The following is a 13,903-nucleotide window of genomic DNA, read 5'->3' on the forward strand; positions in this document are numbered from 1 at the left end:
CCCCCGCGCGGCGCGGGCGGGTCCGGCGGGCGGTGGAGCCGTGACGTCGGCGCGCGCCCGTACAATTTGCACGTGGCTGGCGGCGGCAGGATCAACGACGAGGACGTGAAGGCGGTTCGGGACGCGGTCCCGATCGACTCCGTCGTGTCGGAGTACCTCCAGCTGAAGAACGCCGGCGGCGGCAACCTCAAGGGCCTGTGCCCGTTCCACGACGAGAAGTCCCCGTCGTTCCAGGTCAGCCCCGCCAAGGGCCTCTTCCACTGCTTCGGCTGCCAGGAGGGCGGCGACACCATCACGTTCGTGATGAAGGTCGACCACCTCACCTTCTCCGAGGCCGTCGAGCGCCTGGCCGGCCAGGCGGGCATCACGCTGCGCTACGAGGAGGGCGGCTACAACCCCTCCCACCAGCGCGGCGAGCGCATCCGCCTGATCGAGGCCCACAAGGTCGCCGCCCAGTTCTACGCCGAGCAGCTGGCCACCGGCGCCGAGGCGGACACCGGCCGCGCCTTCCTCGCCGAGCGCGGTTTCGACCAGGCCGCCGCCGAGCACTTCAGCGTCGGCTACAGCCCCCAGGGCTGGGACCACCTCACCCGCCACCTGCGCGGCAAGGGGTTCAGCGACAAGGAGATCCTCACCTCCGGCCTCGCCCAGGAGGGCCGCCGCGGCCCCATCGACCGCTTCCGCGGCCGCCTGATGTGGCCGATCCGCGACATCGGCGGCGAGGTCGTCGGCTTCGGCGCCCGCAAGCTCTACGAGTCGGACAACGGGCCCAAGTACCTCAACACCCCCGACACCCCGATCTACCGCAAGTCGCAGGTCCTCTACGGCATCGACCTCGCCAAGAAGGACATCGCCAAGACCAGCCGGGCCGTGGTCGTCGAGGGCTACACCGACGTCATGGCCTGCCACCTCGCCGGGGTGACCACCGCGATAGCCACCTGCGGCACCGCCTTCGGCGGCGACCACATCAAGATCCTCCGCCGGCTGCTGATGGACAACGGCACCTCGCGGGTGATCTTCACCTTCGACGGCGACTCCGCGGGCCAGAAGGCCGCGCTGCGCGCTTTCGAGGACGACCAGAAGTTCGCCGCCGAGACCTACATCGCCATCGCGCCCGACGGCATGGACCCCTGCGAACTGCGCCTGGCCAAGGGCGACGACGCCGTCGCCGACCTGGTGCAGCCGCGCACCCCGCTCTTCGAGTTCGCGCTGCGCCAGATCGTGGCCCGCTACGACCTCGACACCCCGGCCGGCAGGGCCGCCGCGCTGGACGAGGCCGCCCCGGTGGTCGCCAAGATCAAGAACGTGGGCGCGCAGCACGAGGTGGCGGTGCAGCTCGCCGGCATGCTCGGCATCCTGGACACCCAGTTCGTGGTGCGCAGGGTCGCCCAGATCGCCCGCTGGTCCCGCGACCGCGGCGGCCGCGGTCCCGCGCCCGACAGCGGCCGCCCGCAGAACGGCCCGCGCCACCCGCAGGACGGTCCGGGCGCCGCCCAGGCCGGCCCCGCCGCGCAGGGTTCCCGCGGCCCCTCGGGCGCGCCGCTCAACCTGCGCAACCCGGTGCACGCCACCGAGCGCGAGCTGATCAAGCTCGCCCTGCAGCGGCCCGAGCTGGTCTCCCCGGCCTTCGACGCGTACGGCGTCGACGAGTTCACCGCACCGCCGTACGCGGCGGTCCGCCAGGCGGTCATGGACGCGGGCGGCGCCGACCTCGGCGCCCAGGACCCGCAGGAGTACCTGATCCGCGTCCGCGACGCCGCCCCCGACGACACCGTCCGCTCCATGGTCACCGAGCTGGCCGTCGAGGCGATCATGGTGCGCCGCCCGGTCGACGAGAACTACGCGGGGGAGCAGCTGGTCGCCGTCCGCCGCCGCGCGGTGGACCGCCGCATCCAGGAGGTCCAGTCCAGCCTGGCCCGCCTGGGCCACCAGGGCGACCCCGCCCAGCTCACCGCCGTGCAGAACGAGTTGTGGGTGCTCCAGCAGTACGGCCAGGCGCTGCGGGAGCGAGGGGCCGCGGCGCTGTAGCCCGGCGGTGTGCTCCGCCCAGGTGACCCGGCGGTGGGCCACGGGCCCGCGCTCAGGTGACCCCGACCGCCGGCACCGTCACGGTCCCGGTGGCGTCCCGCCCCACCGCGCCCCGGCTGCCGCGCTCGACCACCGCCTCCGCCGGCCCCAGGCCGTGGACGGCCTCGGCGATGGCCTGCGGCTCCGTCTCGTCGGTGAGCAGCCGCAGCTCCTCCCCGCCGCCGAACACCACGTCCACCCGGCCGATCAGCGACCGCATGGCGGCGGCCGCGTCCTGCCTGCTCCACAGCTCGGAGCGGTGGTCGACGTCCACGCTCACCGTGACATCGGGCTCACCGTGACACCGGCCGCGCGGGCCAGTTCGACGGCGTGCTCGACGGCGTCGCGGGCGGACGGGCCGAGCCCCAGGGTGATGCCCGTGGTGTGCAGGATTCTCGCGGAGCGGACGAGATCCTCGTCCGCGTCCTCGCGGCTCAGCCGGGACCCTGCCGAACCGCTCCGGTGGTAGGAGGCGACCACCCGGCCCGCCGTCCGGTGGTGGCGCAGCATGAACGCCGTGGGAGCCTCCGCGTCGACGACGAGAGCGGACAGGTCCACGCCCTCGGACCGCAGTCCCTCGCCGATCACCCGGCCCATCAGGTCGTCGCCGACCCGCCCGACCATCGCGACCCGCAGACCCGGTCGCGCCGGTCCGATGGAGACGTTGCTCTCCGCGCCGGCGAAGGAGAAGGCGGCCGAGGTCCCGGGCGTCAGTGGACCGGTCCCGTCGCCCCGGAACAGGCCCGGACGCCGTACGCGGCATGTTCCCGGCGGGCAGGACGGGGCCGGCCCCTCGCGCGCCGGTCAGTCGAGCCGGAACCCGTCCAGCGTGGGCTCCAGGGCGTCGAGCAGCCGCCCGGTGTACTCCTGACGGCGGCCCTCGAACTCCGGATGGTCGGCCACGAACTCCTCCCACTGGACGTCCGCCAGCTGCTCGGCCAGGTGCGCGCGCGTCAGCAGCCCCAGGCTCCGCAGGTACGGCCAGTCCTCGCAGCCCTCCAGCACCGGCCGCAGCAACTCCTGCGTCAGCGGCACGCGTTCGGCCAGCAGCACCGCGTCGTAGAGGTCCTTGCCCTGCGGGTACCGGTCGGAGAGCAGCCAGAGAACCTTCCAGGCCAGGGACAGTTCGAGCGTCGCCGCCCGCACCGTCCCGCCGCCGGGCAGTTCCACGGGTTCCGGCTCCTGGAGCAGCCTCTCGTTGAAGACGAAGTCCAGCTGCACCGACCCGCCGGGCAGACCTGACGCCTCCGGCGCCGACCAGGGCAGCACCATGCGACGGCCGGGCACCCGCTCGTACGTCCAGATGTCCTCCGTCACCGCGCCCCGCGCGTCGAACTGCGGGCAGGCCGCCTCCCAGCCGGACAGCGACTGCGCGGCCCGGGCGATCTCCTCCAGCATCCGGGCCGTGCCGGGGTCCTCCATGGCCCAGGTGTGCGGGACCACCACGAAGTCCAGGTCGCCCGGCTCACGGGCCTCCGCGCCGAACCGGAGCGCCATCAGCGCGCTGCCGCGCAGCACCAGCGCGTCGGACCACACGGACCCGGCCACCGCCTCCAGCACCAGCTCCAGCGCCCGTCGCCGCGCGGCACGCCACCGCGCGCCCTGCCGGGCGTGCTCGAACCGAGGCTCCGAGGCGCGGTAGGCGTCCGTGCGGTGCTTCATCGCCGGGTCGAAGACCGGCTTCTGGGTCACCCCGTCCGCGTCCACCCAGCTCAGCGTGGCCGGCAGGTCGTAGTAGCGGGGGTTCTTCCACGGGTTCCTGGGCGTGCTCATCACGCAGGTCCTTCCTCGAGCTCCTCGAGCCACCCCGCGTCCACCGAGGCGTCGCTGTCGTACAGCACGAACTCCCGCTCCACGTCGAGCACTTCCTCCCCCGCCAGGGCCTCGAGCAGGGCGTCCAGCGCCTGCCGCGCGCCCCGCGCGTCCACGCCCCGGCACCGCTGGGTGACGAACCGCTCGTGGTGCCCGGGGCCGGTGACCCGCCGGGCGTTCCACGACAGGTGGGCTCCGTGCGGGGCGACCCGGGCCGCAAGGGCCGCCAGGTCGGCGGCGGCGTCCAGGCGGAGCTTCACGTGGTGCTCGAAGTGGCGCCCGTCCCCACAGGGTTCGCGCGGGACCTCCGGGGCCAGCGGGTCGGACTCGACCTTCAGCCGGGCCACCGGGAATCCGTCCGCCTCCAACGCGGCCCGCACCGAACGGGCCTGGGACAGCTGGCCGGCGTAGGAGTCGGCGTCGCGCAGGGTGACCATCGGCTGGGACGGGGTGCGGCCGCGGGCGAGCACCACGTGGGTGAGCTTGAGTCCGCGCGCCGCCGACCAGCGGCGCAGCCGGTCCAGCGCGGCGTCGTCCGGGCACCGCACGGTCAGGTGCGCTTCGTAGGAAGAACGGGCCATCCGCTGATCATTACAGAGGGATTTCTGGGGGCGCACATGAGTTTTGCGTCGCCTGGGTAATCAAGCCGTCACGTACCGGTCGCAGAAAGTGGGCGCACGACCCTCGTGAGGGAAGTGTGTCCTACGCCACACTGGGTCCGGCGTCGAGTACCCGGAGCACGCCCGGCCCGTGACCCACTACGCGGCCGAGCCGCCCGGCGTCACCCCCCGCAGTCGCCCACAGACGCAAGCGCTGCCGCACCCCCAGCAGCGATCACCCTGGAGGTCGCACGCGTGCAGACCCAGACCCTCTCCCACGCCGCCGGTCCCTCGCGCGCCCTCGCCGAGGGCGACGCACCGGTCCTGGCGGCGGTGCCCCTGCAGGACCGCGCGGCGCATCACCCCGAGACACAGGTCCCGTCCCTCGACGAGCCGGCCGAACCGGTGGAACCCGTGGGGCCGCACGACCCCGCCGACCCCGCCGAGCCGGTGGACGCCGCGGACGTGGCCGAGGCCGCCGAGGCCGAGCCGGTGGAGGTGGAGCCGGCCGATCTGGAGGAGCCGGTCGCCGCGCGGCGCAAGGCGCAGACCGCGGGCCCCTCGGCCGACCTGTTCCGGCAGTACCTGCGGGAGATAGGCCGTATCCCGCTGCTGAGCGCCGCGGAGGAGGTCGAGCTGGCCCGCCGGGTGGAGGCCGGGCTGTTCGCCGAGGAGAAGCTCGGCCGCACCCCCGACCTGGACAGCCGGCTCGCCCACGACCTGGACCGGCTGGTGGTGCTGGGCCGGCTCGCCAAGCGCCGCCTGATCGAGGCCAACCTCCGGCTGGTCGTCTCGGTCGCCAAGCGGTACGTGGGCCGTGGGCTGACCATGCTGGACCTGGTCCAGGAGGGCAACCTGGGCCTGATCCGCGCGGTGGAGAAGTTCGACTACGCCCGCGGCTACAAGTTCTCCACCTACGCCACCTGGTGGATCCGCCAGGCGATGTCCCGCGCGCTGGCCGACCAGGCCCGCACCATCCGCGTTCCGGTGCACGTCGTCGAACTGATCAACCGCGTGGTGCGGGTGCAGCGCCGCCTGCTCCAGGAGCGGGGCTACGAACCGACCGCCGACGAGGTCGCCGCCCAGCTGGACCTGACCGCCGAGCGGGTCCGTGAGGTCCTGCGGCTCGCCCAGGAACCGGTGTCCCTGCACGCCCCGGTGGGCGAGGAGGAGGACGTCGCGCTCGGCGACCTCATCGAGGACGGCGACGCCGTCTCCCCGGTCGAGACGGCGTCGTTCATCCTGCTGCGCCAGCACCTGGACGCCGTGCTCTCCACCCTGGGCGAGCGCGAACGCCGGGTGGTGCAGCTGCGCTACGGGCTGGTCGACGGCCGGCCCCGCACCCTGGAGGAGATCGGCCGCCTCTTCGGCGTCACCCGCGAGCGGATCCGCCAGATCGAGTCCAAGACCCTGAGCAAGCTGCGCGACCACACCTTCGCCGAGCAACTGCGGGGCTACCTCGACTAGATCCGTCCGGCGGCGCGGCCTGGAGGTGGTGCGGGCCCACGGCCGGCCGGGCGCGGACGGCTCCCGGCGCCTACCTCTTGCGCGTCTTGCTCACCAGGAACGCCACCCCGACGACGACGACCAGGGCGACGACGACGATCCAGAAGGGCGGCGTGCCCTGTCCTGCCCCTTTGGCCAGCACCTGCTCGTGGAACATGGTGTCCTCCTGTCCGCCCGCTGCTGACCGGCTTCCCCGGTTGCCGCGCTTCACCGCCGCGGCGACCCGGCTCCGCCGGTGGTCCGCCGGACGGAATCCGGACCGTTCCTTCGAGTCGGGGCCGAGGACACCGTCCGGCGACCGCACGCGGGGCTACGGTGTGGGCGTGCGGACGACCGGGTTCCTTCGGGTCGCCCGCCCGCGGGCGATGAGTTTCGCCCGGCCGTGCCGTCTGTACCGGTGAAGCGACCACGAGCTCGGAGGAACCTCATGCGCACCCTGATCAGCACCGCGTTCGTCTCCCTGGACGGCGTCGTCGAGGCGCCGGGCGGCGAGCCCGGGTACCGGAACTCCGGGTGGACCTTCAAGGATGTCGACTTCCTCCCCGAGGCCTACGAGATCAAGGGCAGGGAGCAGAAGGAGGCCGCCGCGATGCTGCTCGGCCGCACCAGCTACGAGGCGTTCAGCGCCGTGTGGCCGGACATGGAGGACTTCGCCGACTACAAGGTGATGCCGAAGTACGTCGTCTCCACCACGCTCACCGAGGACGACCTGGTGTCGAACTGGGGCGAGACCACGATCCTGCGGTCGCTGGACGAGGTCGCCGCGCTCAAGGAGACCGAGGGTGGCCCGATCATCGTCCACGGAAGCGCCGCGCTGAACCGCGGCCTGTCCGACGCGGGCCTGATCGACCGCTACCACCTGCTCGTCTTCCCGCTGCTGCTCGGCGCGGGCAAGCGGCTGTTCAGCACCACGGACAAGGACGCCCAGAAGCTGAAGCTCGTCGAGCACGAGGTGTACGCCAACGGCCTGCAGAAGAACGTCTTCGACGTCGTCCGCTGACCCGCCCCGGTCCACACGCCGGCGGGTCCGGGCGGCCGGACGCCGCGGCGGCCGCTAGGACGGCACCGCGGGGGTGTCGGGAGTGGGGGGCCCCGCCAGCTCCGCGTCGGCCTCCGCCCGCCGGGGGTGGCTCTGCTCGACGAGGCCTCGCCGGGCCGTCTCCAGCATGGTCCGGGCCTCCTCCTCGCGGCCGAGCCGGCGCAGCGTGATGGCGAGATCCAGACGGGCCGGCTCGCTCCAGGCGGCCATGCCGGCCTCCTCGAACGCGGCCAGGGCGCGGCGCAGCAGCGGTTCCGCCTCCGCCCAACGGCCCAGCTTGCCGAGATCCTGGCCCAGATGGTGACGCGTACTGGCCCGGAACGTCGACAGCACCTCGGACGACCGCCCCGCGATCCCGGCCTCGCAGAGCTCCTCGCTCCGCCGGTGGACGGCCAGGGCCTCCTCCGGCCGGCCCATGGACCGCAGGTGGGCGCCCAGGGCGTTGAGCGTCGCGAGCTCGGCCAGCCGCGCCTGCGGCGTGGCGTTCTCCCGGTGGCAGGCCGCGGACTTCTCCAGCCACTCCACCGCCTCCTCGGCCCTCCCGAGACGGTGCAGCGCCCCCGCCCCGTACCCGTACGCCCACCCGGCCTGCAGCAGGTCGCCCACCTCGCGCGCCACGGTCAGCGCCTCGCGGGCCGTCGCCAGCCCGGCGGCGCTGTCGTGGACGCACAGGTTGTACGACCAGGCCAGGTAGTTGAGGTGCACGGCCTCCTCACGCCGGCTTCCCAGGGCCCGGGCGGCGGCCACCGAGCAGCGGAACACCTCCGCCCATTCCTCCCAGTGCTGGACGCGGTCGGAGAACCAGTGCATGGCCTCCGCCGCGTCCACGACCTCGCGGTGGTGTCCGTCCGCGAGCGCCTGGTGCAGGGCGTCCAGCCACTGTGCCCGTTCCGCCTCCAGCCAGGCGCGCGCCTCCTCGGCCCCCCGGGGCGCGGAGGCCGGCTCGGGGTCGCCGGCGGGGGAGCGCTCGGGGTCGAAGTGCAGCGCGGCGGCACCGGCCCGGGCCAGCACCCAGCGGGCGGCGGCCTCCCGGACGCGGGCCGGTTCGGCGGGATCCTCCTCGGACAGCTGTTCGGCGGCGAACAGCCGCAGCAGGTCGTGGAAGCGGTAGCGGTCGGCCACCGGGTCCGGCTGCAGCAGCCCGCGGTCGGCCAGCTCCCGGACGCAGCGCTCCGCCTGCCGCGGCGTCGTCCCGGCGAGCAACGCGGCGGTCCGCGGGGAGAAGTCGGAACCGGCGGCCAGGGTGGAGCGCCGCAGCACCCGCCGGGCCGGCGGGTCCAGCTGCCGGTAGGAGAGGGCGAAGGCGGCCCGCACCTGGAGGTCCCCGGCCTGGAGGGCGTCGAGCCGGCGGCCCTCGTCGGAGAGCTGGGCCGCGAGCTTGGCGAGCCTCTCCTGCGGCCGGGCCGCCAGCCGCTGCGCGGCGATCCGCACCGCGAGCGGCAGCTGCCCGCACAGGTCGGCCAGATCACGCGCCGCCTGCGCCTCCGCCGACACCCGGTCCGGGCCGAGGACGCGCGCCATCAGGGCGACGGACTCCTCGCGGCGCAGCACCCCGAGCGCCAGCCGGTGCACCCCCTCCAGCCCGGCCAGGGCGTTGCGGCTGGTCACCAGGGTCAGCGTGGGACCCGCGGCGGGCAGCAGCGGGCGCACCTGCTCCTCGTCCGCGGCGTTGTCCAGGAGCAGCAGCATCCGCCGGTCCTCGAGCACGGCCGTGAACAGGCCGGACCGGCTCTCGAGGTCCTGCGGCACGGCGGCGTCGGCGACCCCGCAGGCGCGGAGCAGTGCCCCGAGCACCTCGCGGGGATCGGCGGGCTCGGCCCGGGTGCCCCGCAGGTCGACGGCGAGCTGCCCGTCCGGGTAGCGGCCGGTGAGGCTGTGCGCCGCCCGTACCGCGAAGGCCGTCTTGCCCAGCCCCGGCTGGCCGGTGACCAGCACCACCGGTGGGTGCGCGGCGTCGGTGGCCTCGGCCACCGCCCGCAGCCGCTCCAGGTCCGCCTCCCGTGCGGTGAAGTCCCCTACGTCACGCGGCAGTCGCAGCCCGGCCGGCGCCGCGGGAACAGGCTTCGGACGGGGCCGGCCCGCGGCCGCCGCCCGCTCCAGCGCCTCGGCCTCCGCCCCGGAGGTCGCCAGTGCCGCCACCAGTGCGGCCACCGTGCGGCGCTGGGGGCCCCGGGTGCGCCCGCGTTCCATGTCCGCCACCGCCCGCACGCTCAGCCCGGACCGGTGCGCGAGCTCCTCCTGGCTGAGCCCGGCGCGCCCCCGCAGCGTGCGCAGCAGCGCGGCGAAGTCTCCGCGGACCGGGTCGTCGGTGCTCACGATGCTTATCCCCCGGACGTCGTACGGCCGGTGACGGACCGGCAGAAGTGATCCCCAGTTTACTTCTGCCGGTAGGACTTCCTGGTGGCGTCCCGGTGTCCGCTGGTGGACTGAGCATGCCGTCAGGCCACCTCACCGTCTCCGCTCCTTAGGGCTCCTCATGCGCATCCACGTCCCGCACCGCACGCTCCTCGCCGCCGCCACCGCGGTCCTGGCCCTGACCCTGACCGCCTGCGGCGGCGACGGGACCGCCTCCGGTGCGGCGGACGGGGCGGACGCGAAGGCCTCCACCGGGGCGCCGGTGGACGCGGACGCCGCGAAGACCCCCGCCGCCGACGCGGAGGCGGGCTCCTCGGCCGCCCCCGCCGGCGGGAAGGCGCCCCAGGCGCAGGGCTCCGCGCGGGGCTCCGCGGGGAAGACCGGCGGCGGCTCGGCGGACAACACGCCGGAGTACGCCCAGCAGCACCCCTGCGCGATGAAGCAGCTCTCGCTCACCGTCCGCAAGGACGGGACGCGGCGGGTCATCGAGGTCGCCAACACGGGTGCGAGCGCCTGCGGCCTGGACCTGCTGCCCGCGGTCGACCTCGGCCGGGCGGACGACGCCGACCGCAGCGGCAACCTCCACCCGCTGGTCCCCGGTGGGCTCGGAGGCCCCGACCACGCCCTGCTCGCGGGTGGGAAGGCGTACGCGGTGCTCGACCTCACCCCCGGTGGCGGGGGTGAGGACGTCGACGAGATGCACGTCCTGGTCAGCCCGTCCCACATGCCCAACGCCGAGACCCGCGCGTTCGGCCTGGGCTCCGGCGTCCAGGTGTCCGCCCCCAGGCTCGGCCTGTACCGCGGCACCGTCGCCGAAGCCGTCGCCTCGATGCGGCAGGCCGACACCACCCAGCAGTGACGCGATCCCGGCAACAGCACCTCCCAGCCCCTTCCGCCCGGCCCGGTCCAGGACAGGAGTCCCATGTCCCATCCGCTTCTCCACCGCCTCCGCGTCGCGTCACGGCGCCGCCTCGGCCCGCTCGCCCAGCTGGTGGCGGGCTGCGTCGCCGCGAGCTCGCTGATGCTCGCCTCGGCCCCCGCGCAGGCGGCCGGGTCGGTCAACGCCGACGCCTACAACTCCCTCGGCTCGGCTCCCCTCCGGCAGGACTGGATGAAGTCCCTCGACGGAGCCACGCCGCTGTCCCGGGTCTCGCTGCCCGGCACCCATGACACGCTCTCCATCCACGGCGGCTCCAGCACCGAGACGCAGCAGGACTACGGCGACAGCGCCGCCACCCTGACCGCGCAGCTGGACCGGGGCATCCGCGCCCTCGACATCCGGGTCCGCGTCACCGAGAACCAGTACTTCACGGTCCACCACGGCGTCTTCTACCAGAACGCCAACTTCGACGACGTCCTCACCAAGGCGAAGGCGTTCCTCGCCCAGCACCCGGGCGAGACGATCGTGATGCGGCTGAAGGCCGAGTGCCCGATCGGCAGTGGTGGCGGCATCGGCGAGTGCACGAACGACCCGTCCAACGTGTCCGCGGGGGTGATCGCGACCATCTTCGACCAGTACGCCAAGAAGTACGACGGCCTCTTCCACAAGCCGTCGATCACGCGGAACAGCCTCGCGCCCACGCCCACCCTCTCCCAGGTCCGCGGCAGGATCGTGCTCGGCACCTTCGACGTCACGGAGAAGGACGGCAGCGCCTCCTACTCCTACGGGACGAACGGCTTCCACTCCCACCTGGTGGACGACTGGAAGCCGAGCGACGACGACGCGAAGTTCGAGGGCGTCCGGCGGAACGTCGACGCGGCGATCGCCGACAAGGGCAACGACTGGTACGTGTCGTACACCTCCGCCACTTCGGCGCTGCTCTCCCCGAGTCCGGCCGAGTGGGCGGGCGGTTACATCGACACCACGGCGGGCGTGACCACCTACGTCGCCGGACAGAACATCCGGCTGATGAACCACCTCAACAACAGTGTCGCCCCCGGCCGCATCGGCATCGTCATGATGGACTTCCCCGGCTGGGCCCTCATCCAGAACATCGTCGACCGCAACAAGGGCGACATCGTCAAGGGCAGCCACCAGGGCCTCTGGCTGGTGAACGCCGACAAGACCTACGTGAACACCAAGTACGGCCGGTGCCTGGTGCGCGGCCCCGAGTTCGACAGCTCGAGGACCGGAGGACTGGTCACCCAGCGCGCGTGCCAGTCGACGCCGCCCGTCAGCCACCAGTGGCAGGCCGAGCAGCCCAGCTCCTTCGACCACAAGGGCTACTTCTGGATCAAGGCGAGCAACGGCACCTGCCTGACCGTCCCCTACAACAACGGCACCCCGCCGTCGGCCGGCACCCAGCTCTTCTGGTGGGGATGCGAGACCCGCTGGTTCTCCGGCAGCCAGATGTGGAACATCGTCCCCACCAAGGTCGAGGTCGCGGGCTCCTCCAGGACCGCCTACGCCTTCGTCAACCAGTGGACCGGCCTGTGCATGGCCGTCGACCCGGCCACCGCGACCGTCGCGGGCGGCCCGGTCACCCAGGACGTCTGCCCCAAGTGAGCCCGCACGACGTCCGCCCCGCGTGAGCGCGCACGCGGGAGGGCCCGCACCCCGGTGGGTGCGGGCCCTCCCGCGGTCATGCCGCCGGCGGGCCTCAGACCCCGGCCGGCCCTCCCGCCCCGTCCGACAGCACCACCAGCCGCCGGGTCGCCCGGGTCATCGCGACGTAGCGGTCCACCGCACCCGTGACGCCCCCGCCGAACCGGCCGGGCTCCACCAGCACCACCAGGTCGAACTCCAATCCCTTGGCCAGCTCGGGCGTGAGCGACCGCACCCGCGGCCTCTCCCGGAAGGAGGGGTCGCCGATGACGCAGGCCGTTCCGTCCTCGTCGGCGGCCAGCCACTCCTGCAGGACCGCGGACAGGTCCGCGACCTTCCCGTGCGTGACGGGCACACCGGAACGGCGCACCGAGGTGGGCACGTTGGCGTCCGGGATCGCCGCCCGGATCACCGGCTCGGCCTCCGCCATGACCTCCTCCGGCGTCCGGTAGTTGATGCTCAGCGAGGCCACCTGCGCCCGGTGCAGCCCCACCCGCGCCAGCCGCTCCTGCCAGCTCTCGGTGAAGCCGTGCCGCGCCTGGGCGCGGTCGCCGACCACGGTGAAGCTGCGGGAGGGGCAGCGCAGCAGCAGCATCTGCCACTCGGCGTCGGTCAGCTCCTGCGCCTCGTCCACCACCACGTGGGCGAACGGACCGGCCAGCGGATCGCCCGCGTGCGAGGGCAGCGCCGACTCGTCGACCAGGCTCTCCTTGAGGTCCTCGCCGATCAGCATGGTCACCGCGCCCTCGCCGTCCGGGTCGGCGGCCACCACGCTGTCGATGACGCCCGCCATCCGCTCCCGCTCGGTGGCCACCGCAGCCTTCTGCCGCCGCTTGCGCACGGCCGTGCGCGGGTCGCCGAGCCGCTGCCGGGCCGCGTCCAGCAGCGGCAGGTCGGACAGCGTCCACGCGTCCGGCCTCGCGCGCTGCAGCAGCCGCACCTCGTCGCGGTCCAGCCAGGGGGCGCACAGCCGCAGGTAGGCGGGGACCGTCCACAGGTCGCCGACCAGGTCGGCCGCCTCGATCATCGGCCACGCGGCGCTCAGCGCGCTGGTCAGCTCGTCGTCGTGTCCGAGCGCCCTGCGGAACAGCACGGCCGGGACCTCGCCCTTGACGCGCTCCTGGAGCATGGCGACCAGCTCGTCCCAGATCTGCTCGCGGGCCTCGTTGTGCGGGGTGCCGGGCTCGGCCGCGTCGAAGGCCTCCGCCCAGTCGGCGGCGCTCAGCGTCACCTCGCCCCAGGGCGTGGTGACCGTCAGGGCCTCGGTGGGCGGCGATTCGTAGAACCGGACCGCCTTCTCGATCGCCCGCACCATCTCCACCGACGACTTCAGCCGGGCGACCTCCGGGTCCGCCTCCGGCACCGCCCGCGCCCCCTCGGCGACCAGGTCGCGCAGGGTGCAGGTGCGCACGCCCTCCTCGCCGAGGCTGGGCAGCACGTCGGCGACGTAGTTCAGGTACGGCTGGTGCGGGCCCACGAAGAGCACCCCGCCGCGGCGGTGGCCCAGCCGCGGGTCGGAGTACAGCAGGTACGCCGAGCGGTGCAGGGCGACGACGGTCTTGCCGGTGCCCGGCCCGCCGTCCACCACCAGCGCCCCGCGGGAGCCCGCGCGGATCACGGCGTCCTGGTCGGCCTGGATGGTGGCCAGCACGTCGCGCATCCGCTCGGACCGGTGGGCTCCCAGGCTCGCGATGAAGGCCGACTGGTCGTCCAGCGCCGCGTGCCCCTCCGCGAGACCGCCGGAGGTGAAGACCTCGTCCCAGTAGTCGTCGATCCGGCCGCCCGACCACCGGTAGCGGCGGCGGCTGGCCAGCCCCATCGGGTTGGCGTGGGTGGCGGCGAAGAACGGCTCGGCGGCGGGGGAGCGCCAGTCGAGCAGCAGCCGGCGCCCCGAGCTGTCGGTCAGGCCGAGCCGCCCGACGTAGACCGGCTCCTGCGACCCGGCGGGGCCCGCCGGGACCATCCGGCCCAGGCACAGGT

12 protein-coding genes are annotated in these 13,903 nt (G+C 73.9%); 5 read left to right on the plus strand and 7 right to left on the minus strand.

The window, feature by feature from the left end; genetic code table 11:
• Positions 1–72 precede the first annotated feature (72 nt).
• Positions 73–2,028 carry a DNA primase gene (dnaG, locus tag ACOV8S_RS21190; protein ID WP_448319403.1) on the plus strand — a complete coding sequence of 652 codons (1,956 nt, stop codon included), beginning with the start codon at positions 73–75 and terminating at the stop codon, positions 2,026–2,028.
• A 52-nt stretch (positions 2,029–2,080) separates the two neighbouring features.
• On the opposite strand, the gene ACOV8S_RS21195 is transcribed toward dnaG, so the two are convergent.
• From ACOV8S_RS21195 to ACOV8S_RS21210, 4 genes are all read right to left on the minus strand, one after another.
• Positions 2,081–2,347, minus strand: a complete 267-nt coding sequence (locus ACOV8S_RS21195) for a PfkB family carbohydrate kinase (RefSeq protein WP_448319405.1) — start codon at positions 2,345–2,347, stop codon at positions 2,081–2,083.
• A complete protein-coding gene (locus ACOV8S_RS21200; RefSeq protein WP_448319482.1) occupies positions 2,344–2,808 on the minus strand; it encodes a PfkB family carbohydrate kinase in 465 nt (154 codons plus the stop codon). The genes ACOV8S_RS21195 and ACOV8S_RS21200 overlap by 4 nt, the downstream gene beginning before the upstream one ends.
• Before the next feature lie 63 nt (positions 2,809–2,871).
• Positions 2,872–3,840, minus strand: coding sequence for a nucleotidyl transferase AbiEii/AbiGii toxin family protein (locus ACOV8S_RS21205; RefSeq protein ID WP_448319407.1), 969 nt, complete (start codon positions 3,838–3,840; stop codon positions 2,872–2,874).
• Positions 3,840–4,460 (minus strand): hypothetical protein, encoded by a 621-nt coding sequence (locus ACOV8S_RS21210; protein WP_448319408.1) that lies wholly within the window; start codon positions 4,458–4,460, stop codon positions 3,840–3,842. Before ACOV8S_RS21210 ends, ACOV8S_RS21205 begins: the two co-directional genes overlap by 1 nt.
• A 252-nt stretch (positions 4,461–4,712) precedes the next feature.
• Here ACOV8S_RS21210 and ACOV8S_RS21215 point away from each other — a divergent pair, with 252 nt between their 5' ends.
• Positions 4,713–5,945 (plus strand): RNA polymerase sigma factor, encoded by a 1,233-nt coding sequence (locus ACOV8S_RS21215; protein ID WP_448319483.1) that lies wholly within the window; start codon positions 4,713–4,715, stop codon positions 5,943–5,945.
• Between the two features lie 70 nt (positions 5,946–6,015).
• On the opposite strand, the gene ACOV8S_RS21220 is transcribed toward ACOV8S_RS21215, so the two are convergent.
• The gene (locus tag ACOV8S_RS21220; RefSeq protein ID WP_448319410.1) at positions 6,016–6,141 is read right to left on the minus strand and encodes a hypothetical protein; all 126 of its coding nucleotides are present in this window, start codon (positions 6,139–6,141) and stop codon (positions 6,016–6,018) included.
• 270 nt (positions 6,142–6,411) lie between these two features.
• On the opposite strand from ACOV8S_RS21220, the gene ACOV8S_RS21225 reads away from it, so the two are divergent.
• Positions 6,412–6,984, plus strand: a complete 573-nt coding sequence (locus tag ACOV8S_RS21225) for a dihydrofolate reductase family protein (protein WP_448319411.1) — start codon at positions 6,412–6,414, stop codon at positions 6,982–6,984.
• 54 nt (positions 6,985–7,038) lie between these two features.
• Here ACOV8S_RS21225 and ACOV8S_RS21230 read toward each other — a convergent pair whose 3' ends face one another.
• A complete protein-coding gene (locus tag ACOV8S_RS21230) occupies positions 7,039–9,339 on the minus strand; it encodes an ATP-binding protein (protein WP_448319412.1) in 2,301 nt (766 codons plus the stop codon).
• Positions 9,340–9,499: 160 nt separating this feature from the next.
• Between ACOV8S_RS21230 and ACOV8S_RS21235 the strand changes: the two genes are divergently transcribed.
• Together ACOV8S_RS21235 and ACOV8S_RS21240 are read left to right on the plus strand one after the other, a co-directional pair.
• A complete protein-coding gene (locus ACOV8S_RS21235; RefSeq protein ID WP_448319413.1) occupies positions 9,500–10,237 on the plus strand; it encodes a DUF4232 domain-containing protein in 738 nt (245 codons plus the stop codon).
• A gap of 63 nt (positions 10,238–10,300) precedes the next feature.
• Positions 10,301–11,884, plus strand: a complete 1,584-nt coding sequence (locus ACOV8S_RS21240; protein WP_448319414.1) for a phosphatidylinositol-specific phospholipase C domain-containing protein — start codon at positions 10,301–10,303, stop codon at positions 11,882–11,884.
• 94 nt (positions 11,885–11,978) lie between these two features.
• On the opposite strand, the gene helR is transcribed toward ACOV8S_RS21240, so the two are convergent.
• Positions 11,979–13,903 (minus strand): RNA polymerase recycling motor ATPase HelR (gene helR / locus ACOV8S_RS21245; RefSeq protein ID WP_448319415.1); only part of this gene is annotated, 1,925 nt, incomplete at its 5' end.

This window comes from Streptomyces sp. CO7, from assembly GCF_053474865.1.

Bases quoted from the DNA above. Each gene is read 5' to 3' on its own strand.
- ACOV8S_RS21205 (WP_448319407.1), bottom strand. From the start codon at position 3,840: ATGAGCACGCCCAGGAACCCGTGGAAGAACCCCCGCTACTACGACCTG.
- ACOV8S_RS21210 (WP_448319408.1), bottom strand. From the start codon at position 4,460: ATGGCCCGTTCTTCCTACGAAGCGCACCTGACCGTGCGGTGCCCGGAC.
- ACOV8S_RS21220 (WP_448319410.1), bottom strand. From the start codon at position 6,141: ATGTTCCACGAGCAGGTGCTGGCCAAAGGGGCAGGACAGGGCACGCCG.
- ACOV8S_RS21225 (WP_448319411.1), top strand. From the start codon at position 6,412: ATGCGCACCCTGATCAGCACCGCGTTCGTCTCCCTGGACGGCGTCGTC.
- ACOV8S_RS21235 (WP_448319413.1), top strand. From the start codon at position 9,500: ATGCGCATCCACGTCCCGCACCGCACGCTCCTCGCCGCCGCCACCGCG.
- ACOV8S_RS21240 (WP_448319414.1), top strand. From the start codon at position 10,301: ATGTCCCATCCGCTTCTCCACCGCCTCCGCGTCGCGTCACGGCGCCGC.